Origin of the sequence: Ensifer adhaerens (assembly GCF_028993555.1) — a bacterium.
Classification (GTDB): domain Bacteria; phylum Pseudomonadota; class Alphaproteobacteria; order Rhizobiales; family Rhizobiaceae; genus Ensifer; species Ensifer adhaerens_I.
In genome coordinates, this window is sequence record NZ_CP118610.1 from 1314104 (window position 1) to 1338261 (window position 24158).

Consider the following 24158-nt stretch of genomic DNA (forward strand, 5'->3'; position numbering starts at 1 on the left):
GAACCGGTGCGTAAGCCTCTTTCGAGGGGTTTACACCCGGCGATGCAGCGTGCGAGAAGCGCCGCACAGATAAACGGCTACGGAGACGTGTTTTGAAGCCCGAAGAAATCCGCAAGCTTGAAGCCTACTTCAAGCGCACCTTCAACCAGCAGATGGTCGTCAAGGCTCGCCCGAAGAAGGACGAGTCCGCTGAAGTCTATCTCGGTGACGAGTTCCTCGGTGTCGTTTTCCGCGATGAGGAAGATGGCGAGCTTTCCTACAACTTCTCCATGGCGATCCTCGACATCGACCTCTAAGTCCTGACGACGGACGACAAAGTAGCAAACCCCGAAAATCCCTGCGATTTTCGGGGTTTATTGTTTCTGGCGAAGATTTGATGGCGTTCGGGGCGATTGCTCGCCATTTTCATCTTCGGTCTTCGGCAAGGGCCGACGGAAATTTGCGTTTGCCAGCATTTCTTCATCAAGTTGTTGCATCCGTTGTATTTTATTGCGTCGCACACTCGTCTTGACTTTTTGTGCAGTGCACATAAACTGAAGCCTCCAGATCAGGCCGTCACTAAGGAGACACCGGATGTTCAACTTCGATGATGCAAACAAGAAGAGCAAAGAAGCCATTGACGTGGCTGTAAAGAGCTATTCCGCTTGGACCAAGGGTCTCCAGGCTATCGCGACTGAAGCTGCAGACTATTCCAAGAAGTCCTTTGAAGATGGCGTTGCGCACGTCGAGAAGCTGTCCGGCATCAAGAGTGTCGAAGCTGCTTTCGAACTGCAGACCAATTTCATCAAGGCGAGCTACGAAGGCTTCGTCGCCGAGGCTACGAAGATCGGCGAAATGTACGCTGATCTCGCCAAGGACGCTTACAAGCCCTACGAGGCGCCCGTTGCCAAGGCAACGGCAGCAGTCAAGGCCGCCGCTGCCGCCGCCTGATCGCTGAGCACAGAGCACGTTTCTCAAGGGCCGGTCGCAGCGATTGCGACCGGCCCTTTTATTTTCTCGCTTTAGCTGTGAGCAGCCCGAAGAAAGTTGATCAATCTTGCGCGCGGTCGTGCGATTATGATTGCAGTGCGTTGGTTCGGTCTTAAAATCTGGAAACGAACCATTAGATAAAGGGCAAGCACGCTGCGGCCAAGTTCAGTGGGGTCGCTGCTGTACAAGGAACTGACAAGAATGATCGCCATGCCGGTCCGGATGCAGCAAGGTAGCGATGACGAGGGAAACGGCAACAACCGCAGCACGTCCGTCATCACGCGTACCAAGCCGAAGACCAAAAAGCCGAGTTTGTATCGTGTTCTGCTTTTGAATGACGATTACACGCCGATGGAGTTTGTCATCCACATTCTGGAGCGCTTCTTTCAGAAGAACCCGGAAGAGGCGACCCGCATCATGCTTCACGTCCACAATCATGGCGTGGGAGAATGCGGCGTCTTCACCTATGAGGTCGCCGAAACCAAGGTGACGCAGGTGATGGATTTTGCCCGGCAGCATCAGCATCCGTTGCAATGCGTCATGGAAAAGAAATGAGGAACTAACGTGCCAACATTTTCGCCCAGTCTCGAAAAGGCGCTACACCAGGCACTGACTTTTGCCAACGAGCGCCACCATGAATACGCCACGCTCGAGCATCTGCTTCTGGCATTGATCGATGATGCCGACGCGGCGGCCGTGATGGGCGCCTGCAACGTCAATCTCGAGACGCTGCGCAAGACCGTGACGGATTATGTCGACAACGAGCTTTCCAATCTCGTGACCGGCTACGACGAAGATTCCAAGCCGACGGCTGGTTTCCAGCGTGTCATCCAGCGCGCGGTCATCCATGTCCAGTCGTCCGGGCGCGAGGAAGTGACCGGCGCCAATGTGCTGGTTGCCATCTTCGCCGAGCGCGAAAGCCATGCCGCTTATTTCCTGCAGGAACAGGAGATGACGCGCTACGACGCCGTCAACTTCATTTCGCACGGCATCGGCAAGCGCCCCGGCAGCTCCGAGTCCCGGCCGGTGCGTGGCACCGATGATCACGAATCCGAGCAGAAGCCTTCGCGCGACACCGAGGAAAGTGGCGCCAAGAAGCAGCAGGACGCGCTCACGGCCTATTGCGTCAACCTCAACGAAAAGGCGAAGTCCGGTAAGATCGACCCGCTGATCGGGCGCCACGCGGAGGTGAACCGGACCATCCAGGTGCTCTGCCGCCGCTCGAAGAACAACCCGCTCTATGTCGGCGACCCCGGCGTCGGCAAGACGGCGATCGCCGAAGGTCTTGCCAAGCGGATCATCGAAAAGAAGGTGCCGGAAGCACTGCAGGATGCGACGATCTTCTCGCTGGATATGGGCACGCTTCTCGCCGGCACGCGCTATCGCGGCGATTTCGAAGAGCGCCTGAAGCAGGTCGTCAAGGAGCTTGAGGACTATCCGGGCGCCGTGCTCTTCATCGACGAGATCCATACGGTGATTGGCGCTGGGGCCACCTCCGGTGGCGCCATGGATGCGTCCAACCTGCTGAAGCCGGCGCTCTCCTCCGGTGCGATCCGCTGCATCGGTTCGACCACCTACAAGGAATACCGCCAGTTCTTCGAGAAAGACCGGGCGCTGGTTCGACGCTTCCAGAAGATCGACGTGAACGAGCCGACGATTGCCGACGCGATCGAGATCATGAAGGGGTTGAAGCCTTACTTCGAGGAATATCACCACCTGAAATACTCGAACGAGGCGATCAAGGCAGCCGTCGAGCTTTCGGCCCGCTATATCAACGACCGGAAGCTGCCTGACAAGGCGATCGACGTGATCGACGAATCCGGTGCGGCTCAGATGCTGTTGCCGGCAAGCAAGCGCCGCAAGCTGATCACCGAAAAGGAGATCGAGGCGACGATCGCGACGATGGCGCGCATCCCGCCGAAGACCGTTTCGAAGGACGACGAGGCCGTTCTCGCCAATCTCGAAAAGGAACTCCGGTCGGTCGTCTATGGCCAGGACCTGGCGATCGAAGCGCTTGCGTCTTCGATCAAGCTGGCGCGTGCCGGCCTGCGGGAACCGAACAAGCCGATCGGCTGCTACGTCTTCTCCGGCCCGACCGGCGTCGGCAAGACGGAAGTCGCCAAGCAGCTTGCGACGTCGCTCGGTGTCGAGCTCCTGCGCTTCGACATGTCGGAATACATGGAGCGGCACACGGTTTCGCGTCTGCTCGGTGCACCTCCGGGCTATGTCGGCTTCGACCAGGGCGGCCTCCTGACCGATGGCGTCGACCAGCATCCACATTGCGTGCTGCTGCTGGACGAGATCGAGAAGGCGCATCCGGACCTGTTCAACATCCTGTTGCAGGTCATGGATCATGGCTCCTTGACGGATCACAACGGCAAGAAGATCGACTTCCGCAACGTCATCCTGATCATGACGACCAATGCCGGCGCATCGGAAATGGCCCGGGCCGCCATCGGCTTTGGTTCATCCAAGCGTACGGGCGAAGACGAAGAGGCGCTGAACCGCCTGTTCACACCGGAGTTCCGCAACCGTCTGGACGCGGTCATTCCCTTCGCTTCGCTGCCGACCCCGGTCATCCATCAGGTGGTGCAGAAGTTCGTCATGCAACTGGAGACCCAGCTCGCCGAGCGCAATGTCACCTTCGACCTCGCGCCCGAAGCAATCGCCTGGCTCGCCGAGAAGGGCTACGACGAGAAGATGGGCGCGCGGCCGCTCGCCCGCGTCATCCAGGAAAACATCAAGAAGCCGCTCGCCGATGAAATCCTCTTCGGCAAGCTGAAGAAGGGCGGTGTCGTCAGGGTGTCGATCGGCACCAAGGCCGATGGCACCAAGGGTCTGCTGCTTGACGCTGTTCCGGAAACGACGCCGATCAGACCGAAGGCGGAGGTTTCGCGCCCAGCAATGAAGGCGGCCAAACCGAAGAAGGCCGAGGACAAGGAAGAAGTGGGCGCCGAGCCTGCACCGAAGTCCAAGCCGAAGAAGGCAGCCGCCAAGGCATCCTCCGACGGCGAGGCCGGGGCAGGCGACGCGGCTCCGAGAAAGGGTCGCACGGTGCCGAAGGTGCCGCGCAAGAAGTAGCCCCTCGCAAGAGATGTTCGACGGTGCCGGATGCGAACCATCCGGCACCGTTTTTCTGAATCAAAGACAATCCGGAATTGCCAATGGATAGGGAAGAAGACGAGCAATCATCGCTCGCCTGGTTCGGGAGAGGTATGCGCGGCATCTTCAGCCTGCCGGCCTTCATCCTCATGCTGTCCTTCGTTGGCTTCTGTTCGCTGACTGCGCAAGCTGGGATTCCGGTGCAACAGGTCGTCTTCATGGTCGGCATGGTCTGGGCGCTTCCGGCGAAAGTCATTCTTGTCAGTTCGATGATGAGCGGCGCGAACCTGGCGGCCGCCTTCCTGGCCGTTTCGCTGTCTTCCGTCCGGCTGATGCCGATGGTTGCGGCGCTCGTCCCGGAACTGCGCACATCGCGAACGCCGACGTGGCTGCTCCTTTTCCTGTCGCATTTCGTCGCCATCACCGCCTGGGTGTTCGCGATGGAGAAGGTGCCGAAGGTCCCGCGTGAGCGGCGCGTCGCTTTCTTTGCCGGCTTCGGCATCACGCTGGTCGCGGCGAACATGCTGCTGGTCGCCGTCGTCTACCATTTCGTCGCGGACTTCCCGCCAATCGTCGCCGGCTGCCTTTTCTTCCTGACGCCCGTCTATTTTCTCGCATCGATCTGGCATTCGGCGCGCCACCCCGTCGTCTACGTGGCGCTGCTGTTCGGCCTTGTCGGCGGGCCGCTGTTCTATTGGCTGTTTCCGGAATTCGACATCCTGCTTGCCGGCCTGGTTGGCGGCACGCTCGCCTGGCTGCTCGAGCGCCTCTGGCGCCTGCGCAAGGAGGTCAGCGCATGAGTTGGCATGACGGTTGGTGGGCCTATGCCTTCATCGCGATCGCCGGCTGGCTGGCAACCGACATCTGGCGCTGGCTGGGCGTCATTGCCGGCAACAAGCTGCGGGATGATTCCGAGGCGCTGAACTGGGTGAGAGCAGTCGCGACCGCCCTTGTCGCCGCGGTCATCGCAAAGCTCATCCTCTATCCGACGGGTGTGCTCGAACAATCCCCGCTCTGGCTGCGTGTGGGGTCCGTTGCACTCGGGGCTGTCGCTTTCTTTCTACTGGGACGAAAGCCGGCGATCGGAATAGCGACCGCCATCGCAGGGCTCGCATTGGGGCTCTGGTGGCTGGGCTTTTAGACGAAGCCTGAGCCGAGAGCCGGCGAGGTGCCGGCTCAATCATCAGTTCGTGGAGTGTCGGTTATCGAGTGCGGGCGAGACTACAGCGCCTGCCGAACCTTTTCGGCATTGGCCGCGAGCACTGCGCCATCTTCCATCGTTCCGGAATGCGGCTTCAGCGGCACGCCTGCGCGCCGCGGAATGACGTGGAAGTGCAGGTGGAAGACAGACTGTCCGGCCGGTGCCTCGTTGAACTGCATGACCGTCACGCCATCGGCGTCGAAGGCCTCTTTCGCTGCGACCGCCAGTTTCTGTACGGTGGCGACCAACGCCGGCAGCGTCGCCGGATCGGCATCGAGCAAGTTGCGCGAGGGCGCCTTCGGAACGACGAGCAAGTGGCCTTCTGCCTGCGGCATGACATCCATGAACGCGATCGTCGCGTCATCCTCGTAAACGCGGTGCGAGGGAATTTCGCCGCGCAGGATCTTGGCGAAGATGTTGTTGTCGTCGTAGCTCATTGTCTTCCTCATAAATCGGCACGGGCCGAGCTCGGCTGAAAGGTCGTTCAGTCGTCTTGCCGCTCACCTTTGCGGAAAGGCCCGTGTTCTGCAAGAATCTCGCCGGTTTCCTCCACATCCCTGCGCTCGCGCTGCAGATAGTCGCCGACCGCGCGGGCGAGCCCCGGATGCGTGATGAAATGCGCGGAATGCGTGGTGACCGGCATGTAGCCGCGCGCAAGCTTGTGTTCGCCTTGCGCGCCGGCCTCGACCCGCTTCAGCCCTTTGGCGATCGCGAAGTCGATCGCCTGGTGATAGCAGACCTCGAAATGCAGGAATGGGTGGTCCTCGATGCAGCCCCAGTGGCGGCCGTAGAGCGCGTCACCGCCGATGAAGTTGATCGCACCGGCAATGTAGCGGCCGTCGCGGCGCGCCATCACAAGCAGGATATCGTCGGCCATGCGCTCGCCGATCAGCGAATAGAAGGCGCGTGTCAGATAGGGACGGCCCCACTTGCGCCCGCCGGTGTCCATGTAGAAGGCGAAGAACTGGTCCCAGATCGCCTCCGTCAGGTCGCTGCCGGTCAGCCAGTCGATCGAGATGCCGTTTTCGAGCGCCGCCCTGCGTTCCTTCTTGAGCGCCTTGCGCTTGCGTGAGGCCAGGGTTTCCAGGAAATCGGCGTGCGATCCGTAGCCTTCGTTGGTGAAATGGAACTGCTGGTCGGTGCGATGCAGGAAGCCGGCCCGCTCGAGCGCCGGCATTTCAGCCTCCGGCACGAAGGTCACGTGCGCCGAGGAGACATCGTGTCTGCGCGCAAGCTCCTTCAACCCCGCGGCGAGCGCATCCTGAACGGCGCCCTGGTTTTCACCCGGCGCCGCAAGCAGTCGCGGTCCGGTGGCCGGCGTGAAGGGAATGGAGCTTTGCAGCTTCGGATAATAGTGCCCGCCCGCCCTCTCGAAAGCGTCGGCCCAGCCATGATCGAAGACATATTCACCCTGGCTGTGGTTCTTCAGGTAGCAGACAAGGCCGCCGCGCAGATGCCCGTCCGCCCCCTCGAGAAGCAGATGTTGGCCGAGCCAGCCGGTCTTGGCGGTTGCCGATCCAGATTCCTCGAGAGCCGAGAGATAGGCATGCGAGAGGAAGGGATTGTAGACGCCGCCGGGATGCGCCTTCGACGCACCGGCAAGCACGTTCCAGCGTGCTGCCGGCACATCGGCGAAGGACTGGGCTATGCGGATGGTGACGGCGTCTGACATCAGCTCAGGAAACCAGGGCCTCCCGCGGGTCGAAACCCTCGAAGGTCATCTGGTCTGCGTGGGCGAAAGTGTAGGCCTCGGCCTGCCGGTCGCGCACGGTCCAGGTGATGATCGTCTTGCCGAGTGTCCGCTCCTTGGTGATGAACGAGTTCGGCAGGTGGCCGTAATGGTAGGAGATGAAGTCGAGCCCGAGTTGCATCGCCTCCTCGTGCACGAAGAAGGTTTCCGGGTTGGCGCCTTCCGCCGTGAGACCGAGCGGGTAGGGCGCGTCGAGCGCCTTCAGGTCCTTCAGCAGCCAATGATCGAAGCTCATCAGGGCGACGTGTCCCTTGTAGCCTTCGAGCGTCTCCAGAACGGCGGCGGCAAAGCCCTCGTCGTCGCCCTTGCGGCCCTTGAGTTCGATGACGAGCGGCACCTTGCCCGCGACCAGGCGCAGCATTTGCGTCAGCGTCGGCACCTTGTCCTTCGTCCCGCCGATCGCCATCAGGCCGAGCTCGCCGGCGGTACGCGAGCGCACGTCGCCCTTGATGCCGCAGAGACGCTGTGTGTCGTCATCATGGAAGACGACCGGGATGCTGTCGGCGGTATATTGCAGGTCGCACTCGATGGCGAAACCGGCGTCGACGGCACGGGAGAAAGCCGAAAGCGTGTTCTCCCACACGTCTCTGTTCATGTCGTGATAGCCGCGATGGGCAATCGGTTGGGCTTTCAGCCAGGAAATATCAGCCATGGTGGGCACCTAATCAGGCGATCTCGATGACGGCGTCGATCTCGACGGCGGCGTTGAAGGGCAGGGAGGCCATGCCGACGGCGGCGCGGGCGTGCTTGCCGGCTTCACCGAGCACGATGGCCAGCAGATTGGAGGCGCCGTTGATGACGAGGTGCTGCTCGACAAACTCAGGCGTCGAAGCGACGAAGCCGTTGATCTTTACCAGACGACGGATGCGCCCGAGGTCGCCGCCGAGCGCGGATTTTGCCTGTGCGAGGATGTTGATCGAGCAGAGTTCGGCCGCCCGTTGCGCGCGGGCGACGTCGACATCCTTGCCGACAATGCCTGTCACGGCGACTTTGCCGTCTTCCATCGGAAGCTGTCCGGAGATGTAGAGCATCGAGCCGCTGATCACGTACGGCACGTAGTTTGCGACCGGGGTCGCAGCCTGGGGAAGAGTGACGCCGAGGTCCTTGAGGCGCGTTTCGATCTCTGCAGACATGGAAGGCTCCATTGTTGTCTTTTGTGTTAAAATCCTGCATTCAGGCCGGATCGCGGCGGGCGCCGGCTTTTTCCTGCAAGCACCGCCTCGCTTCTGCCGAACGCTTGTTTATAGCATTGCCGGCGAGTCCAACAGGAGGAAACGGATGTTTCATAAAGGCTTCGGTCTCGTCACCCTGGGCAGCGTTTGTTTCGCCGTCATGACGGCGTCGGGTGCTACGGCGGCGAGTGCGAATGTCCTCGTGCCGCATCGCGCCGTCTATGATCTTGAACTCAAGGATGCGTCGGATCGTTCAGGCATTGCCGGAATGTACGGCCGCATGGTCTATGAATTCAATGGCTCTGCCTGCGAGGGCTACACGGTCAGCTTCCGCTTCGTCACCCAGGTCGACACCGGGGAGGAGGTTCGCCTCACGGATCAGCAGACGACCACCTATGAGGATCTGAAGACGGGCAACTTCCGCTTCCTGACACGCTCCTTCACAGACGAGAAGCTGGACAAGGAAGTGCGTGGAACGGCGCATGAGGACAAGAGCGGCGTCAAGGTGGAACTGACCGCGCCCGACAAGCGCGAAGTGGAACTCGCGGCCAGCCGTTTCCCGACCGCCCATATGATGGAAGTGATCTCGCGGGCGAAGAAGGGGGAAAGCCTGTTTGAGGCGCGGATCTTCGACGGTTCCGATTCGGGCGACAAGACACTGATCACCTCGACCTTTGTCGGCAAATCGCGCAAGCCCACTGCCGATGAGCCGGATGCCGGCAAGGCTGGCAAATTCGGCGGCGAAGCCTATTGGCCGGTGACGATTTCCTATTTCAACGACGACAAGAGCGGCGATGCGCTGCCGATCTACCGCATGTCGTTCAAGCTCTATGACAACGGAATCACCCGCGACCTGACGATGGACTACGGCGATTTTGTCCTCAGCGGAAAGCTCGCGGACCTCGAAGTCTTCAATTCCGAGGACTGCAAATAGCCAATCCCGTCGAAAAGCGGCTTTCGCGTCTTGATTTCTTGGGCGGTTGAGGTTAAGGGGCTGCCCATTCCACACGTGAAGCAAGGGATGTTCCGGGAGAAATCCGGATCGTTCCGCCGGTGGGCAAGTCGAAAGACCATGCTCGACGCTTCGCGGAGGTTCAACCGGAAAAGGAGAAAAAGGCATGGCATTGCCTGATTTTAGCATGCGTCAGCTTCTGGAAGCTGGCGTTCACTTCGGCCACCAGACGCACCGCTGGAACCCGAAGATGAAGCCGTACATTTTCGGCGATCGTAACAACGTTCACATCATCGACCTCGCTCAGACCGTACCGATGCTGTCGCGCGCGCTTCAGATCGTCAGCGACACCGTCGCCAACGGCGGCCGCGTTCTGTTCGTCGGCACCAAGCGCCAGGCTTCGGAAATCATCGCTGACGCTGCCAAGCGTTCGGCCCAGTACTACGTCAACGCTCGCTGGCTCGGCGGCATGATGACCAACTGGAAGACGATTTCGAACTCGATCCAGCGCCTGCGCAAGCTCGACGAAATCCTCGCTTCGGAAGCTTCGGGCTTCACCAAGAAGGAACGCCTGAACCTCGAGCGCGAGCGCGAGAAGCTGAACCGCGCACTCGGCGGTATCCGCGACATGGGCGGCACCCCGGACCTGATGTTCATCATCGACACCAACAAGGAATCGATCGCGATCGACGAAGCCAAGCGCCTCGGCATCCCGGTCGTCGCCGTGATCGACTCGAACTGCGATCCGGACCAGATCGACTATCCGATCCCGGGCAACGACGACGCATCGCGCGCCATCGCTCTCTACTGCGACCTCATCGCTCGCGCTGCCATCGACGGCATCGCGCGCCAGCAGGGCGCATCGGGCCGTGACCTCGGCGCCTCTGCCGAAGCTCCGGTCGAGCCGGCGCTCGACGAGGCCTCCGACGCCTGATCGGCCCCAGGCGGCAGCTAACCCTGCCGCCCCAATGAAATGTCGGGACAAGGCCGTTTGTGATGAAAGTCTGAACGGCCTTGTTCTTTTCAGCCGGGAATGGCGCGATCCGTTCGGGTCGTTGGATCCGGGCAGCGCCCACGATGACGCGTTCATCATGGTGTCACATTGAAAAGCCATTCCCTGCCAAACCTCCTGGCATCGCGCCACGCGCGGGCAACGCCCGCCAAACAGACAAAGAGGCAAAAAAGATGACTGTGACTGCAGCAATGGTGAAGGAACTGCGCGAAAAGAGCGGCGCAGGCATGATGGATTGCAAGAAGGCACTTGCTGAAACCAACGGCGACATGGAAGCGGCGATCGACTGGCTGCGCGCCAAGGGTATCGCGAAGGCCGACAAGAAGTCGGGTCGCACGGCTGCCGAAGGCCTCATCGGCATCGTCAGCGGCGGCGTCAAGGCCGTTGTCGTCGAAATCAACTCCGAAACCGACTTCGTTGCCCGCAACGAAGCCTTCCAGGAACTCGTCCGCGGCGTTGCAAACGTAGCGCTCACCACCGACGGCTCCGTCGAAGCCATTGCGGCCGCAAACTACCCGGCAACCGGCAAGTCGGTCGACGAGACGATCAAGGACGCCATTGCCACGATCGGCGAAAACATGACGCTGCGTCGCGCAGCCCTGCTGCAGGTGGAAGATGGCGTTGTCGCTACCTACATCCACAACGCTGCTGGCGACGGCATCGGCAAGCTCGGCGTTCTCGTCGCGCTGAAGTCGATTGGCGACAAGGAAGTGCTTTACTCGGTCGGCCGTCAGGTCGCCATGCACATCGCTGCGACCAACCCGCTGGCGATCCGTTCTGAAGAAGTCGACGCTGCCGTCGCCGAGCGCGAGCGCAACGTCTTCATCGAACAGTCGCGCGCTTCGGGCAAGCCGGACAACATCATCGAAAAGATGGTTGAAGGCCGCATGCGCAAGTTCTTCGAAGAAGTCGCTCTGCTGTCGCAGGCCTTCGTCATGAACCCGGAAATCACCGTCGCCCAGGCCGTCAAGGATGCTGAAAAGCTCGCTGGCGCGCCGATCGAAGTGACCGGTATGGCTCGCCTGCTGCTCGGCGAAGGCGTTGAGAAGGAAGAGTCCGATTTCGCCGCAGAAGTTGCGGCCGTCGCCAAGGGCTGATTTCTTCAGCCATATTGGGAAAACCTCGGGGCATCGCGTGACAACGCGGTGCCCTTCGTGTATCCGGCTTCGTCAATGCGCCGGACCCGCCGGAAATTACTCCGCAGCGGTTGAAACCGGGTAGCGCAATATGTCCTTATGCGCTGTGCGCCGTCGTCGTGCGCACGCGCACCGATCTGATCAGGAGCGATGATGCCGGCCGAGCCAATCTACAAGCGTGTTCTCCTCAAAGCCTCCGGTGAAGCCCTGATGGGTAGCCAGGGCTTCGGTATCGACGTGGCGGTCGCTGACCGCATCGCCGCCGACATCGCCGAAGCGCGGGCGATGGGCGTCGAAGTCGGTGTCGTCGTCGGCGGCGGCAACATCTTCCGCGGCGTCGCGGTGGCCTCCAAGGGCGGAGACCGGGTGACCGGCGACCACATGGGCATGCTGGCAACGGTCATCAACGCACTGGCGCTTGCAACCTCGCTGCGCAAGCTCGACATCGACACGGTCGTGCTTTCGGCAATCGCGATGCCGGAAATCTGCGAAAGCTTCTCGCAGCGCGCAACGCTTTATCATCTCTCGCTTGGCCGCGTCGTGATCTTCGCCGGTGGCACCGGCAACCCCTTCTTTACGACGGACTCGGCTGCAGCGCTCCGCGCGGCCGAAATGGGTGCGCAGGCCATTTTCAAGGGCACGCAGGTCGATGGCATCTATTCCGCCGATCCGAAGAAGGATCCGACCGCGACCCGCTTCGACCGCTTGACCCACAGCGAGGTTCTTGAGAAGGGCCTGGCCGTCATGGATGTTGCCGCCGTTGCGCTAGCACGCGAAAATACCATTCCGATCGTCGTCTTCTCGATCCACGAAAAGGGTGGGTTCGCGGAAATCTTGACCGGCGGCGGTCGCGCGACCATCGTCACAGACAATTAAGAACGCCGCAGAACGGCCCTTGGGCCGGCGAATGATAGAACGGGAGTTTCGACCATGAGTGAAGGTGTTGAACTGAAGGAACTGAAGCGTCGCATGGATGGCGCCATTTCCGCATTCAAGAGCGATATCGCGTCGCTTCGTACCGGCCGGGCGTCGGCGAACGTTCTCGATCCGGTGACCGTTGAAGCCTACGGCTCGCGCGTGCCGCTCAACCAGGTCGCCAACATCACCGTTCCGGAGCCGCGCATGCTGTCCGTTTCGGTCTGGGACAAGCAGATGGTCGGCGCCGTCGATCGTGGCATTCGCGAATCGAACCTCGGCCTCAACCCGATCATCGATGGACAGAACCTGCGTATTCCGCTGCCGGAACTCAACGAAGAGCGCCGCAAGTCGCTGGTCAAGGTTGCCCACGATTACGCTGAAAAGGCCAAGGTTGCTGCGCGCCACGTACGTCGCGACGGTATGGATGACCTGAAAAAAGCCGAAAAGGATGGCGACATCGGTCAGGATATCAGCCGTTCTCAGTCCGAGCGCGTGCAAAAGATGACCGACGAAACGATTTCCGAGATCGACCGCTTGCTCGCCGAGAAGGAAAAGGAAATCATGCAGGTCTGATCTGCTCGTGATCTGAGTCTCCTTTCGCGGACGCCTTATGCAAAACCTCATCTCCACGACCGTTCCGGAACATGTTGCCATCATCATGGATGGCAACGGGCGTTGGGCGAATGCACGTGGGCTACCGCGCACCATGGGGCATCGCAAAGGCGTCGAGACCGTTCGCGATGCCGTCAAGACGGCTGCCCAACTGGGTATTCGCTATCTCACGCTATTTGCGTTCTCTTCGGAAAACTGGAGCCGGCCGGAGCCGGAGGTGAGCGACCTTATGGGGTTGCTCAAGACCTTCATCCGCCGGGATCTCGCCGATCTCCACCGCGAGAATGTCCGCATCCGCGTCATTGGCGACCGCTCGAACCTGCGTGGCGACATCCTGCCGCTGTTGATAGAGGCTGAGGAAACGACGCGGGCGAACACGGGAGTTACCCTGGTGATCGCCTTCAACTACGGCGCACGTGACGAACTGGCCCGGGCGATGCGTCGCCTCGCAGTGGAAGTGGCCGAAGGGCGTTTGCGCCCCGAAGACATCAACCAGGAACGCATTGCAGCCTCGCTGGACACGGCCGACATACCCGATCCGGACCTGATTATCCGCACGAGCGGCGAGGAGCGACTGTCGAATTTCCTGCTCTGGCAGGGCGCCTATTCCGAGCTGATCTTCGTTCCCGAACTGTGGCCGGATTTCACGCGCGAGACGTTCCTGGCTGCTCTGGAGAAGTATGCCTGCCGGGAGCGCCGTTTCGGCGGACTGGTCGAGCCGACGCGGGCGGTTGGTTCCTGATGCAAACTGAACTCAAGCTTCGCATCGCTTCGGGAGTGGTGCTCGCGGCGGTCGCTCTTGCTGCGACCTGGTTCGGCGGGCTCGCTTTCCAGCTTCTTTCCGTCCTGATCGCGCTTCTCGTCTACTACGAATGGTCGACGATCACCGGCCTCGTTGAGCGCGATTTCCAGGGCAACGCCTTCGGTTGGCTCTCCATGGTCGTGATCGCAGGTCTCGTTGTCACCGGTTACATCGGCTACAGCCTTCCATTCCTGGCGCTCGGCGTCGGCGCGGCATTGCTTTGGGTGCTTACTCAAAAGACAAGCGGGTGGCTTCCGGGCGGCATCGCCTATGCCGGTCTCACCGGCATATCGCTCGCAGCGCTTCGCGGCGCCGACGATCTCGGCCTGATCGCAACGCTGTTCGTCTTCGCGGTGGTCTGGGCAACCGACATTTTCGCCTATTTTACGGGCCGAGCGATCGGTGGCCCCAAGCTTGCACCGCGCATTTCGCCCGGCAAGACCTGGTCCGGCGCCATCGGTGGCACGATTTGTGGCATCCTTGCTGGCGTCGCCGTTTTTATGGCTTATTTTTCGCTGCAAGATCTTCGGATCCCGATCATTGCCCTGGTGCTCTCGGTTGCCAGCCAGGTTGGGGACTTGTTCGAGTCCTTCATCAAGCGGCGCTTTGGCGTGAAGGATTCGAGCCGTCTCATTCCGGGGCACGGCGGGGTCATGGACCGGGTCGACGGTTTGATATTCGCCTGCGTGGCGGCGTTGATTCTGGTCATGATTCAGTATTTCGTCAGCGATGGGCGCCAGATCGCCTTCGGTTCGGTCCTGCTTGGCCCCTGATGCCGGCCGCAGGGACTTGAGGAACGTTCATGACATATCTCCTTGATGCCTTTCAGATTCTGACCGGCTACGTCATTCCCTTCCTTCTCGTGCTGACCCTTTTGGTCTTCGTGCACGAGATGGGGCACTATCTCGTCGGCCGCTGGTCGGGAATCCGCATCCTCGCCTTCTCGATTGGATTCGGCCCCGAACTTTTCGGTTGGACCGATCGGCACGGAACGCGTTGGAAACTGTCGGCGATTCCACTTGGCGGCTACGTCAAGTTCTTCGGTGACGAGGACGCGGCGAGCGTGCCGGACTACAAGCGCCTGGAGGCAATCGCGCCGGAAGAGCGCGGCAAGACCTTCCTCGGTGCCAGGCTCTGGAAGCGGGCAGCGACGGTTGCCGCAGGGCCGATCGCCAACTTCATCCTCGCGATTGCCATCTTCGCCGTTCTGTTCTCCGTCTACGGACGCCAGATCGCAGATCCCGTTGTGGCGCGTGTGAACGAAAATAGCGCAGCCGCACAGGCGGGCGTTGTTCCCGGTGACCGCCTGATCTCGATCGACGGCTCGCCAGTGACGACCTTCGACGACGTTCGTCGCTATGTCAGCGTGCGGCCTGAGTTGAAGATCACCATCCGAATCGAACGCAACGGCGCGACGCTTGATTTGCCGATGGTGCCCCAGCGGACGGAGCTGACCGACCAGTTCGGCAACAAGATGGAGATTGGCGTCATCGGTATCTTGACCGATCAGGAAGCCGGCAATTTCCGCACCGTCACCTATGGCCCGATCGAGGCTGTAGGGCAGGGCGTGCTGCAAAGCTGGCACGTCATCACGGGCACGTTCGACTATCTCGGCAACGTGCTGACCGGACGGATGAAGGCGGACCAGATCGGTGGCCCGATCCGCGTCGCCAAGGTTTCCGGGCAGATGGCGACGCTCGGCATTCCTTTCCTGCTGAATATCGCCGCGATCCTGTCAGTTTCCATAGGATTGCTTAACCTCATGCCCGTGCCGGTGCTTGATGGCGGCCATTTGATGTTCTATGCGGTTGAGGCCTTGCGCGGGAAGCCTGTGGGTCCTGCCGCGCAGGATGTCGCCTATCGGATCGGCTTTGCCATGGTGCTGATGCTCATGGTCTTTGCCACCTGGAACGACATATCGATGTTCTTCGGCTAGCGTTCGGTCGGGGAAACGGCGAGGGGAATTCGGCGGATACTGTGAACGAATGGTTTTCAACGGCTTGCGAAGAAAGGTTTTGTTTACGATAACTCGAGGCTGTAGTGGCCGTTAAGCCACGGTTCGAATTGAAGTAAACAGAAATTAACGAGCTGGCTTGCTTGTATGGGAAAAGCGGTTAAAACGGCAACCGTGACCGGAGTCGGCACGAAACTGCCGCGCGACGTTTGGAAAAGGTAAGATTTGAACATGAAAGCTGGTTCAAGGTTTTTGAACGCGGTGTCGGCGGCTGCGCTGTCAACAAGCATTGTTGTATCTGGCGCTGGTGTTGGGTTGCTCGCAGGCACGTCCGTTGCAGAAGCTGCGGTCATCAATCGTGTCGAAGTGCGCGGGGCAACGCGCGTCAGTGCTGAGACGGTCCGTGCGAACATCACGATCGTTCCGGGCAAGGCCTTCAGCAACGCCGACATCGACGCTTCCGTGAAGCGCCTGTACTCCACCGGCTACTTCTCTGACGTCAGCATCAACGTCGCCGGCGGCACGCTGGTCGTCAGCGTCAGCGAAAACCAGCTGGTCAACCAGGTCGTCTTCAACGGCAACCGCAAGATCAAGGACGACAAGCTGCAGGGCGTCGTGCGCACGCAGCCGCTCGGTCCGTACAGCGAAGCGACGGTCGAAACGGATATCCAGTCCATCAAGGACGCCTATGCAGCCATCGGCCGCAGCGACATCACGGTGACGACGCAGGTCGTTCCGGTTGCCGAAGGGCGCGTCAACCTTGCCTTCGTGATCAATGAAGGTGAGCGCACCAAGATCTCCCAGATCAATTTTGTCGGCAACGAGGCCTATAGCGACGGTCGTCTTCAGTCGGTCATTGCGACGAAGGAATCGGGCATCTTCTCGTTCATCACGCGCAAGGACGTCTACAATCCGGACAAGCTTCGCGCCGACGAAGAATTGCTGCGTCAGTTCTATTACAACCGCGGCTATGCGGACTTCCAGGTCGTTTCCTCGGACGCGGCGCTCAATGAGGCGACCAACGAGTACACGGTGACGATCACCGTCGAAGAAGGTCCGCGCTATGATTTCGGCGGCGTCAACGTCGAATCGACGGTCGAGGGCGTCAATGCCGAGGAACTGAAGGGTCTCGTCCTGAGCCGCGAAGGCTCGGTCTACAAGGCCAAGGACGTTCAGGCGACGATGAGCGAAATTTCGAAGCGCGTCGCTTCGGCCGGTTATCCTTTTGCGCGCGTTACGCCGCGCGGCAACCGCGACCTCGCCAATCACACGATCGCCGTCGACTACCTCGTCGACCAGGGCGAGCGTGCATACGTCGAGCGCATCGAGATCCGCGGCAACACCCGCACGCGTGACTACGTTATCCGTCGCGAATTCGACATGGGTGAAGGCGATGCCTTCAACCAGGAAATGGTCGCAAGTGCCAAGCGTCGTCTGGAGGCACTCGGTTACTTCTCGAGCGTCAACATCTCGACTGCTCCGGGCAGCGCCGCTGACCGTGTCGTCGTGATCGTCGACGTGCAGGATCAGTCGACCGGTTCGTTCGGTATCGGTGCTGGTTACTCCGCCGGCAGCGGCGGTGGCTTCCTCGTCGAAGCGTCGATCGAAGAAAAGAACTTCCTGGGTCGCGGTCAGTATATCCGCGTTGCCGCCGGTCGCGGTGACGAGAGTCGGACCTACAACGTTTCGTTCACCGAGCCGTACTTCCTTGGCTATCGTCTGGCTGCCGGCTTTGACGTCTTCAAGAACGAGAACGACTTCGACGACGAAAATTACAGCTACGAAGATCAGGGCTTCAGCCTGCGCGTAACGGCACCGATCACCGAAAATCTGTCGACCACGCTGCGGTACAACTTCACGACGTTTGACTATAGCGGTAATGTTGCAAAGCTGTCGTCGCCTTACGTTCGCGCGGTTGAGGGTGGAAACTGGGTCCGTTCGTCGGTATCGCAGTCGATCACCTACAACACGCTCGACGATCCCCAGCTGCCGCATGACGGCATCCTGGCGACCTTCACGCACGAGTTTGCAGGTCTTGGCGGCGATTCCGATTTCTACAAGATGACCGGTAAGGCCAAGTGGTACTACACCGTCAACGACGAGGCGGACATCATCGCGTCGCTTGCTGGTAGTGCCGGTCATGTCTTCGAAACCGGCAGCGATCTGCAGGTCTTCGATCAGTTCCAGCTCGGCTCCAACGATATTCGTGGCTTCGAGCGCAACGGTATCGGTCCGCGCGACCAGGCTACGGGCGATGCGCTCGGCGGCACGACCTACTTCACGGCTTCGGCCGAAGCGACGTTCCCGCTCCCGGGCATTCCGCGTGATAGCGGCTTCCGTGGTGCGGTCTTCGCCGACGCCGGTACGCTCTACAGCAGCAAGGTCACGATGGCGCCGGGCGAAACGGTGCAGGGCAACGACTCCTCGCTGCGTGCATCGGTCGGTGTCGGCCTGATCTGGGCATCGCCGTTCGGTCCGCTGCGTGTTGACTACGCTTGGCCGGTTGCCAAGGAAGACTTCGACCGGGTACAAAACCTGAAGTTCGGTATTTCCTCGTCGTTCTGATAAAAAGCAGTCCAGAACTGCCAGAAAAGATCGTTCTGGAGTGTCCATGGAACAGAACTGGTTTTTTCCGCCCCATGAAGGGATTCGTTTGGGTGACCTGGCGAATCAAATTGGGGCGGAGTTGACTAATGGTGCGGTCGCCGACTGCACCATTCATTCGGTAGCGCCGGTCTATCGGGCTAAACCCGGCGACGTCTGCTACATGCTGTCTCGCAAGAGCCGCGCCGAGCTTGATACGTGTCAGGCGTCCGCGATCATTTGCGACAAGACGATTTCCAGCCTTGTGCCTGCGCATATCCCAGTCCTGCTGACGGCTCGTCCGCACACGGCGTTCGCACTTGCCGGCACGTTGCTGCACGAGGTGGCGATGCGTCCCGCGCGCAACACCAGCCTCGGTGGCGTGGCGCCGGGTGCCTTCGTGGATCCGACAGCGCGTCTGGAAGACGGCGTCGAAGTCGAGCCTACCGCCGTCGTCGGAGCCGGTGCGGAAATCGGAAGCGGCACCCGCATCGCCGCGGGCGCCGTTATCGGGCCGGGCGTGCGCATCGGCCGCGACTGTACGATTGCCGCTGGTGCAAGCGTGCTCTGTGCTCTCGTTGGCAACAGCGTGATCATTCATCCCGGGGCCCGCATCGGTCAGGATGGTTTCGGCTATGCGCCCGGACCGAAAGGCGGAATGATCAAGATCGTTCAGGTCGGTCGCGTCATTATCCAGGATCATGTCGAGATCGGCGCCAATACGACGATCGATCGTGGCACGATGGATGACACGGTGATCGGCGAGGGGACGAAGATCGACAATCTCGTCCAGGTTGGCCACAACGTGCGCATTGGCCGTTATTGTGGCATCGTCAGCCAGGTAGGCATTGCAGGCAGCACGAAGATCGGCGACGGCGTGATGATCGGCGGTGGTAGTGGCGTCAATGGTCACATCACGATCGGCGATGGCGTGCAGATCGCGGCCATGAGCGGCGTCGCCAGCGATGTGCCGGCCGGCGAACGTTATGGTGGTATTCCGGCGCGCCCGATGCGCGATTTCCTGCGCGATGTCGCGGAAATGGCGATGCGGGCAAGCGACAGACAGAAAAAGAAGAAGGGCGATACGAATGAGTGAGGCAGCAACGGTTCTCGGTACGGCGGACATTCAGGAAATCCTGAAGCTGCTCCCGCATCGGTACCCATTTCTGCTCGTCGATCGCATCATCGAGATCGACGGCGACAATTCGGCGATCGGCATCAAGAACGTTTCGGCGAACGAACCGCATTTCACCGGTCATTTCCCCGAGCAGCCGATCATGCCGGGCGTTTTGCTCGTCGAGGGCATGGCGCAGACGGCAGGCGCGATTTGCGCCCGCAAGGTTGGGACCGGGACAAACCTCGTCTATTTCATGACCATCGACAATGCGCGCTTCCGCAAGCCGGTCGTTCCTGGCGACCGCGTCGAATTCCATGTCGTCAAGCAGAAGCAGCGCGGCAATATCTGGAAATTTCACTGTGATGCAAAAGTTGACGGGCAACTGGTCGCAGAAGCTGATATCGGCGCGATGATCGTCAGCAAGGAAGACGCCTGAACATGATTGCAGCATCAGCGAAGATCCACCCGTCCTCGATTATCGAAGACGGCGCTGTGATCGGCGAAAACGTCAAGATCGGCCCTTTTTGCCACGTGGGGCCGAAAGTCGTTCTTGGCGACGATATCGAGCTCCACAGTCATGTCGTGGTAACCGGCCGCACGACGATCGGCACGGGAACAAAGATCTTCCCGCAGGCCGTGATCGGCGCTGATTCGCAGAGCGTTCATCATAGCGCCGTCGATACGGAACTGCTGATCGGTGCGAATTGCACGATCCGCGAAGGCGTGACGATGAATACGGGCACCGTCGAACATGGCGGACAGACTGTCGTTGGCGACAACAATCTCTTTCTGGCTTATTCGCACGTGGCGCACGATTGCCGCCTCGGCAACAATATCATCCTGTCGAACAACGTGATGCTGGCGGGCCATGTCACGGTCGAAGATCGCGCCATTCTTGGCGGGGGCTGCGCCGTGCATCAGTTTACCCGCGTCGGCCGTCAGGCGTTTGTCGGAGGCCTCTCCGCCGTCAGCTATGACGTCATTCCCTATGGTATGCTCAATGGCAATCCGGGCATACTGAGTGGGCTGAACGTTGTCGGCATGACGAGAGCCGGGATCGACCGTGCGACGATCCACGTCGTCCGCCGCGCTTACAAGCAGATCTTTGAAGGCCCGGAATCGATCCGCGCCAATGCCGCGGCCATTCGCGAAGAATATGCCGACTGCGCACCGGTTGTCGAAATCCTCGATTTCATCGGGGCCGAGAGCGACCGGGCACTATCGTCGCCGTCTCGCGGCAAGGCGTGAGCGTGATGTCGGCTGCTGCGAGCCACGCAGCGACCGGCGGTCGGCTCGCAATCATCGCCGGCGGTGGCGCGCTGCCGCATCACGTGGCCGAAGCTGTGCGGGCGCGGGGCGAAGATCCTTTCATCATCGCATTGTCGCGCGAGGCGGAAGAGGCCGATTGGATCGGCTTTGATCATTCCGTCCTCGGGATAGGCGACTTCGCCAATATCAGCCGTACTTTCAAGGATGAGGGGATCGATCGCGTCGTCCTGTCGGGTTGGGTTCGCCGCCGGCCGGAATGGCGCGACATTCGCCCGACGCTGAGAACGCTCGCAAAGATTCCGGCAGTCTTGAAGACGCTGGTGTCCGGTGGAGACGACGCCGTCCTGCGCATGGCCATGGCACTGATCGAAGCAAGCGGCGCCCATGTCATCGGCGTTCATGAAGTGGTGCCCAATCTCCTGGCAGAACCGGGGCCGATCGGTGCGGTTACGCCTGATGCCGACGATCGCCGAGACATCGAGGCTGGCATTGCCGCCGCCAACGCGCTCGGCGCGCTTGACGTGGGGCAGGGTGCTGTGGCCGTCGGTGGGCGTGTCGTGGCGCTGGAGGGCGCTGAAGGTACCGATTCTATGCTTGAGCGTGTCGCCGCCTTGAAGGCCGAAGGCCGCGTCTCTTCTCGCCGTCGCGGGGTTCTCGTCAAGCTTTGCAAGCCCGGGCAGGATCTTCGCGCCGACTTGCCGTCGATCGGTCCGTCGACCGTTGCGCTTGCTGAAAAGGCCGGTCTCGCCGGTATCGCTGTCGAAGCCGGCAGGGCTCTGGTTCTTGAACGCGGCAACGTGATCGATATCGCCAATCGCGCCGGTCTGTTTGTTGCCGGTGTCGAACGATCGGCCAAGGGAGCCGAACGATGAGCGCGCCCAGCTACAAGCTTGCAGTCATTGCCGGCGAGGTTTCCGGCGATCTCCTGGGCGCCGATCTCGTTCGTGCGCTTCGGGCGCAAAGCAGCGGTACGATTGAACTCGTCGGCGTCGGCGGCGAGGCGCTGGAGGCCGAGGGGCTTCGATCGCTCTTCGACTATTCCGAACTGTCCATCATGGGCTTCACCCAGGTCTTCGCGCGATTGCCGAAGCTCATCATGCGCATTCGTCAGACGGCAAAGGCGATCATCGCCGCGCGTCCCGATGCCTTGCTGATCATCGACAGCCCGGACTTTACCCACCGGGTGGCGCGCAAGGTCCGCGCGGCACTGCCGGATGTGCCTGTCATCAACTATGTCTGCCCGAGCGTCTGGGCCTGGAAGCCGGAACGTGCGCCGCGCATGCGTGGTTATGTTGATCACGTCCTGGCCGTGTTGCCGTTCGAACCGCAGGCGATGGAGAAGCTAGAGGGCCCGCCGACGACCTATGTCGGCCACCGCCTCGCAAGCGATGCGAATGTGCTCGCTGTCCGCGCGAGCCGCGGGCAGCGCCTTGCCGGTGCCATCGATGGTCGGGTTGCGACGTGTCTCCTTCTGCCGGGCTCCCGTTCGAGTGAGGTCGGCCGCCTTTTGCCGACCTTCGGCCGGGTGGTCGAGGAGCTAGCCAGCCGACATCCCGACATTCGTTTCCTGTTGCCGACCGTTTCCCGGCAGGAAAAGCTGGTACGCGAAATCACGGCATCCTGGCCCATCCAGCCGGAGATCACAGTGGGGGCGGCGGAAAAATGGGCCGCCTTCGATCGGGCCGATGCGGCGATCGCCGCCTCGGGAACTGTTCTCCTGGAACTGGCGCTTGCCGGCGTTCCCGTCGTTTCGACATACGATCCCGATTTCCTGGTGAAGTTCCTGCACAAGCGCATCCGCATCTGGAGCGGGGCGCTGCCGAATTTGATCGCAGACTTCCCGATCGTGCCGGAATATTTCAGCGAGTCCATCCGTCCTGGTGCCTTGACGCGTTGGATGGAACGGCTTTCCGGTGCAACGGCGCAACGCGCCTCGATGCTGGACGGCTATGCACTGGTGCAAGAGCGCATGGCGACATCTCAACCGCCCGGTGAAAAGGCAGCCGAGATTGTCCTTGGCTATCTCAAGAAAAACAACAGGTAAGCTTCATATTCCGTAAGCGAGCGCGATGCATGCCTCGACGTCGACGCGCGAAGATGCCGCCGGCGGAGCCGGTTTGCGTCTGGCGTTGCTTGCGGCCAACCCGACGGTAAACGGGATACGGACCGATGTTCGCGGACCGGCAAAATAAAAAGCCCGGCCATCGCTGACCGGGCTTCGTGTTCTTGGCTGATGCCGATCAGCGCTTGGAGACCGGCACGTAGTCGCGCTGCGGAGCGCCGACATAGAGCTGGCGCGGGCGACCGATGCGCTGTTCCGGATCCTCGATCATCTCGTTCCACTGCGCGATCCAGCCGACGGTGCGGGCGAGCGCGAAGAGCACGGTGAACATGGTGGTGGGGAAGCCCAGCGCCTTCAGCGTGATGCCGGAGTAGAAGTCGATGTTCGGATAGAGCTTCTTCTCGATGAAATACTCGTCGGTGAGTGCGATGCGCTCGAGTTCCATCGCGACTTCGAGCAGCGGATCGTCCTTGTGGCCGAGTTCCGCCAGCACTTCGTGCGTGGTCTTCTGCATGATCTTCGCGCGCGGATCGTAGTTCTTGTAGACGCGGTGACCGAAGCCCATCAGGCGGAACGGATCGTTCTTGTCCTTGGCGCGGGCGATGAATTCCGGGATGCGGTCGGCCGTGCCGATTTCGGCGAGCATGTTGAGCGCCGCTTCGTTGGCGCCACCATGAGCCGGGCCCCAGAGGCAGGCGATGCCGGCAGCGATGCAGGCGAACGGGTTCGCGCCCGACGAACCGGCGAGACGAACCGTCGAGGTCGACGCGTTCTGCTCGTGGTCGGCGTGCAGGATGAAGATACGGTCCATGGCGCGCGACAGAACCGGGTTGACGACATATTCCTCGCACGGAACGGCGAAGCACATGCGCAGGAAGTTCGAGGCGTAGTCCAGATCGTTCTTCGGGTAAACGAAGGGCTGGCCGATGTGGTACTTGTAGGCCATCGCCGCGATCGTCGGCATCTTGGCGATCATGCGCAGCGAAGCGACCATGCGCTGGTGCGGATCGGTGATGTCGGTTGAGTCGTGATAGAACGCCGAAAGCGCGCCGACGCAGCCGCACATGACGGCCATCGGGTGCGCGTCACGGCGGAAGCCCGTGAAGAAGCGCGACATCTGCTCATGCACCATGGTGTGGTGCGTGACGCGATAGTCGAAGTCGGCCTTCTGTGCCTTGGTCGGCAGTTCGCCGTAGAGCAGCAGGTAGCAGACTTCCAGGAAGTCGCCGTGCTCGGCCAGCTGCTCGATCGGGTAGCCGCGGTGGAGCAGCACGCCTTCGTCGCCGTCGATATAGGTGATCTTGGATTCGCACGACGCCGTGGACGTGAAGCCCGGGTCGTAGGTGAACATTTTCGTCTGTTTGTAGAGCGAGCCGATGTCCACGACGTCAGGGCCGATGGACCCCGATCGCACCGGAAGATCCGCAGACTTTCCATCGAGTGTTACAACCGCGGTTTTTTCAGTCATCGGACCCTCCGTCTTATGGCAACGTGACATGGAGACATGCCACGACAATGAACGTTGCGAATTTGCTATATGATTTATT

25 protein-coding genes are annotated in these 24158 nt (G+C 60.9%); 20 read left to right on the forward strand and 5 right to left on the reverse strand.

The genetic code is table 11. The features are described 5' to 3' along the window. The first annotated feature begins 92 nt into the window (after positions 1 to 92). From PWG15_RS06400 to PWG15_RS06425, 6 genes are all read left to right on the forward strand, one after another. Positions 93 to 296, forward strand: coding sequence for a DUF3126 family protein (locus tag PWG15_RS06400; RefSeq protein WP_034796738.1), 204 nt, complete (start codon positions 93 to 95; stop codon positions 294 to 296). Between the two features lie 277 nt (positions 297 to 573). Beyond that, on the forward strand, positions 574 to 930 hold the full coding sequence (locus PWG15_RS06405) for a phasin family protein (protein ID WP_275023607.1): 357 nt from the start codon (positions 574 to 576) through the stop codon (positions 928 to 930). 240 nt (positions 931 to 1170) lie between these two features. Beyond that, entirely contained in the window at positions 1171 to 1524 is a 354-nt protein-coding gene (gene clpS / locus PWG15_RS06410; protein WP_043622145.1) for an ATP-dependent Clp protease adapter ClpS, read from the forward strand. A 9-nt stretch (positions 1525 to 1533) separates the two neighbouring features. Continuing rightward, the gene (gene clpA / locus PWG15_RS06415) at positions 1534 to 4050 is read left to right on the forward strand and encodes an ATP-dependent Clp protease ATP-binding subunit ClpA (RefSeq protein WP_275023608.1); all 2517 of its coding nucleotides are present in this window, start codon (positions 1534 to 1536) and stop codon (positions 4048 to 4050) included. Positions 4051 to 4133: 83 nt separating this feature from the next. After that, a complete protein-coding gene (locus tag PWG15_RS06420; protein WP_275023609.1) occupies positions 4134 to 4871 on the forward strand; it encodes an AzlC family ABC transporter permease in 738 nt (245 codons plus the stop codon). Next, on the forward strand, positions 4868 to 5212 hold the full coding sequence (locus PWG15_RS06425) for an AzlD domain-containing protein (protein WP_275023610.1): 345 nt from the start codon (positions 4868 to 4870) through the stop codon (positions 5210 to 5212). The genes PWG15_RS06420 and PWG15_RS06425 overlap by 4 nt, the downstream gene beginning before the upstream one ends. 80 nt (positions 5213 to 5292) lie before the next feature. Here the strand turns inward: PWG15_RS06425 and PWG15_RS06430 are convergent, their stop codons facing one another. The 4 genes from PWG15_RS06430 to PWG15_RS06445 are packed head-to-tail and all read right to left on the reverse strand — an operon-like array spanning position 5293 to position 8155. Next, entirely contained in the window at positions 5293 to 5709 is a 417-nt protein-coding gene (locus PWG15_RS06430) for an HIT family protein (protein WP_275023611.1), read from the reverse strand. A gap of 47 nt (positions 5710 to 5756) precedes the next feature. Next, positions 5757 to 6944, reverse strand: coding sequence for a GNAT family N-acetyltransferase (locus tag PWG15_RS06435; RefSeq protein ID WP_275023612.1), 1188 nt, complete (start codon positions 6942 to 6944; stop codon positions 5757 to 5759). A 4-nt stretch (positions 6945 to 6948) separates the two neighbouring features. Beyond that, positions 6949 to 7674: a glycerophosphodiester phosphodiesterase gene (locus PWG15_RS06440; protein WP_275023613.1), complete on the reverse strand. Its 726-nt coding sequence runs from the start codon at positions 7672 to 7674 to the stop codon at positions 6949 to 6951. 13 nt (positions 7675 to 7687) lie between these two features. Then, positions 7688 to 8155, reverse strand: coding sequence for a RidA family protein (locus PWG15_RS06445; RefSeq protein WP_275023614.1), 468 nt, complete (start codon positions 8153 to 8155; stop codon positions 7688 to 7690). Positions 8156 to 8300: 145 nt separating this feature from the next. Here PWG15_RS06445 and PWG15_RS06450 point away from each other — a divergent pair, with 145 nt between their 5' ends. From PWG15_RS06450 to lpxB, 14 genes are all read left to right on the forward strand, one after another. Beyond that, positions 8301 to 9128: a cell envelope integrity EipB family protein gene (locus PWG15_RS06450; protein WP_275023615.1), complete on the forward strand. Its 828-nt coding sequence runs from the start codon at positions 8301 to 8303 to the stop codon at positions 9126 to 9128. Between the two features lie 184 nt (positions 9129 to 9312). Continuing rightward, on the forward strand, positions 9313 to 10080 hold the full coding sequence (gene rpsB / locus PWG15_RS06455) for a 30S ribosomal protein S2 (RefSeq protein ID WP_043622167.1): 768 nt from the start codon (positions 9313 to 9315) through the stop codon (positions 10078 to 10080). Positions 10081 to 10331: 251 nt separating this feature from the next. Continuing rightward, a complete protein-coding gene (gene tsf / locus PWG15_RS06460; RefSeq protein ID WP_275023616.1) occupies positions 10332 to 11255 on the forward strand; it encodes a translation elongation factor Ts in 924 nt (307 codons plus the stop codon). Between the two features lie 192 nt (positions 11256 to 11447). Beyond that, positions 11448 to 12170 (forward strand): UMP kinase, encoded by a 723-nt coding sequence (gene pyrH, locus PWG15_RS06465; protein WP_275023617.1) that lies wholly within the window; start codon positions 11448 to 11450, stop codon positions 12168 to 12170. A gap of 54 nt (positions 12171 to 12224) precedes the next feature. Further along, a complete protein-coding gene (frr, locus tag PWG15_RS06470; protein ID WP_275023618.1) occupies positions 12225 to 12785 on the forward strand; it encodes a ribosome recycling factor in 561 nt (186 codons plus the stop codon). A gap of 37 nt (positions 12786 to 12822) precedes the next feature. Then, positions 12823 to 13566, forward strand: a complete 744-nt coding sequence (locus tag PWG15_RS06475; RefSeq protein WP_275023619.1) for an isoprenyl transferase — start codon at positions 12823 to 12825, stop codon at positions 13564 to 13566. Then, complete coding sequence (locus tag PWG15_RS06480; RefSeq protein WP_275023620.1) at positions 13566 to 14399, forward strand: phosphatidate cytidylyltransferase; 834 nt, start codon at positions 13566 to 13568, stop codon at positions 14397 to 14399. Before PWG15_RS06475 ends, PWG15_RS06480 begins: the two co-directional genes overlap by 1 nt. Before the next feature lie 29 nt (positions 14400 to 14428). After that, positions 14429 to 15562, forward strand: coding sequence for an RIP metalloprotease RseP (gene rseP, locus PWG15_RS06485; protein ID WP_275023621.1), 1134 nt, complete (start codon positions 14429 to 14431; stop codon positions 15560 to 15562). A gap of 249 nt (positions 15563 to 15811) precedes the next feature. Next, positions 15812 to 18145, forward strand: a complete 2334-nt coding sequence (bamA, locus tag PWG15_RS06490; protein ID WP_275023622.1) for an outer membrane protein assembly factor BamA — start codon at positions 15812 to 15814, stop codon at positions 18143 to 18145. A gap of 46 nt (positions 18146 to 18191) precedes the next feature. Beyond that, the gene (lpxD, locus tag PWG15_RS06495) at positions 18192 to 19259 is read left to right on the forward strand and encodes a UDP-3-O-(3-hydroxymyristoyl)glucosamine N-acyltransferase (protein WP_275023623.1); all 1068 of its coding nucleotides are present in this window, start codon (positions 18192 to 18194) and stop codon (positions 19257 to 19259) included. Then, entirely contained in the window at positions 19252 to 19716 is a 465-nt protein-coding gene (gene fabZ / locus PWG15_RS06500; RefSeq protein ID WP_034796695.1) for a 3-hydroxyacyl-ACP dehydratase FabZ, read from the forward strand. Before lpxD ends, fabZ begins: the two co-directional genes overlap by 8 nt. Then, positions 19713 to 20528, forward strand: coding sequence for an acyl-ACP--UDP-N-acetylglucosamine O-acyltransferase (gene lpxA / locus PWG15_RS06505; protein ID WP_275024367.1), 816 nt, complete (start codon positions 19713 to 19715; stop codon positions 20526 to 20528). Before fabZ ends, lpxA begins: the two co-directional genes overlap by 4 nt. A 5-nt stretch (positions 20529 to 20533) precedes the next feature. Then, positions 20534 to 21421 (forward strand): LpxI family protein, encoded by an 888-nt coding sequence (locus tag PWG15_RS06510; protein WP_275023624.1) that lies wholly within the window; start codon positions 20534 to 20536, stop codon positions 21419 to 21421. Then, the gene (lpxB, locus tag PWG15_RS06515) at positions 21418 to 22593 is read left to right on the forward strand and encodes a lipid-A-disaccharide synthase (RefSeq protein WP_275023625.1); all 1176 of its coding nucleotides are present in this window, start codon (positions 21418 to 21420) and stop codon (positions 22591 to 22593) included. The genes PWG15_RS06510 and lpxB overlap by 4 nt, the downstream gene beginning before the upstream one ends. 196 nt (positions 22594 to 22789) lie before the next feature. On the opposite strand, the gene gltA is transcribed toward lpxB, so the two are convergent. Next, entirely contained in the window at positions 22790 to 24079 is a 1290-nt protein-coding gene (gene gltA, locus PWG15_RS06520; protein ID WP_057255779.1) for a citrate synthase, read from the reverse strand. Positions 24080 to 24158 lie beyond the last annotated feature (79 nt).

Bases quoted from the DNA above. Each gene is read 5' to 3' on its own strand.
- PWG15_RS06405 (WP_275023607.1), top strand. From the start codon at position 574: ATGTTCAACTTCGATGATGCAAACAAGAAGAGCAAAGAAGCCATTGAC.
- clpS (WP_043622145.1), top strand. From the start codon at position 1,171: ATGATCGCCATGCCGGTCCGGATGCAGCAAGGTAGCGATGACGAGGGA.
- PWG15_RS06420 (WP_275023609.1), top strand. From the start codon at position 4,134: ATGGATAGGGAAGAAGACGAGCAATCATCGCTCGCCTGGTTCGGGAGA.
- PWG15_RS06425 (WP_275023610.1), top strand. From the start codon at position 4,868: ATGAGTTGGCATGACGGTTGGTGGGCCTATGCCTTCATCGCGATCGCC.
- PWG15_RS06430 (WP_275023611.1), bottom strand. From the start codon at position 5,709: ATGAGCTACGACGACAACAACATCTTCGCCAAGATCCTGCGCGGCGAA.
- PWG15_RS06435 (WP_275023612.1), bottom strand. From the start codon at position 6,944: ATGTCAGACGCCGTCACCATCCGCATAGCCCAGTCCTTCGCCGATGTG.
- PWG15_RS06440 (WP_275023613.1), bottom strand. From the start codon at position 7,674: ATGGCTGATATTTCCTGGCTGAAAGCCCAACCGATTGCCCATCGCGGC.
- PWG15_RS06445 (WP_275023614.1), bottom strand. From the start codon at position 8,155: ATGTCTGCAGAGATCGAAACGCGCCTCAAGGACCTCGGCGTCACTCTT.
- PWG15_RS06450 (WP_275023615.1), top strand. From the start codon at position 8,301: ATGTTTCATAAAGGCTTCGGTCTCGTCACCCTGGGCAGCGTTTGTTTC.
- rpsB (WP_043622167.1), top strand. From the start codon at position 9,313: ATGGCATTGCCTGATTTTAGCATGCGTCAGCTTCTGGAAGCTGGCGTT.
- tsf (WP_275023616.1), top strand. From the start codon at position 10,332: ATGACTGTGACTGCAGCAATGGTGAAGGAACTGCGCGAAAAGAGCGGC.
- pyrH (WP_275023617.1), top strand. From the start codon at position 11,448: ATGCCGGCCGAGCCAATCTACAAGCGTGTTCTCCTCAAAGCCTCCGGT.
- frr (WP_275023618.1), top strand. From the start codon at position 12,225: ATGAGTGAAGGTGTTGAACTGAAGGAACTGAAGCGTCGCATGGATGGC.
- PWG15_RS06475 (WP_275023619.1), top strand. From the start codon at position 12,823: ATGCAAAACCTCATCTCCACGACCGTTCCGGAACATGTTGCCATCATC.
- PWG15_RS06480 (WP_275023620.1), top strand. From the start codon at position 13,566: ATGCAAACTGAACTCAAGCTTCGCATCGCTTCGGGAGTGGTGCTCGCG.
- rseP (WP_275023621.1), top strand. From the start codon at position 14,429: ATGACATATCTCCTTGATGCCTTTCAGATTCTGACCGGCTACGTCATT.
- bamA (WP_275023622.1), top strand. From the start codon at position 15,812: ATGAAAGCTGGTTCAAGGTTTTTGAACGCGGTGTCGGCGGCTGCGCTG.
- lpxD (WP_275023623.1), top strand. From the start codon at position 18,192: ATGGAACAGAACTGGTTTTTTCCGCCCCATGAAGGGATTCGTTTGGGT.
- fabZ (WP_034796695.1), top strand. From the start codon at position 19,252: ATGAGTGAGGCAGCAACGGTTCTCGGTACGGCGGACATTCAGGAAATC.
- PWG15_RS06510 (WP_275023624.1), top strand. From the start codon at position 20,534: ATGTCGGCTGCTGCGAGCCACGCAGCGACCGGCGGTCGGCTCGCAATC.
- lpxB (WP_275023625.1), top strand. From the start codon at position 21,418: ATGAGCGCGCCCAGCTACAAGCTTGCAGTCATTGCCGGCGAGGTTTCC.
- gltA (WP_057255779.1), bottom strand. From the start codon at position 24,079: ATGACTGAAAAAACCGCGGTTGTAACACTCGATGGAAAGTCTGCGGAT.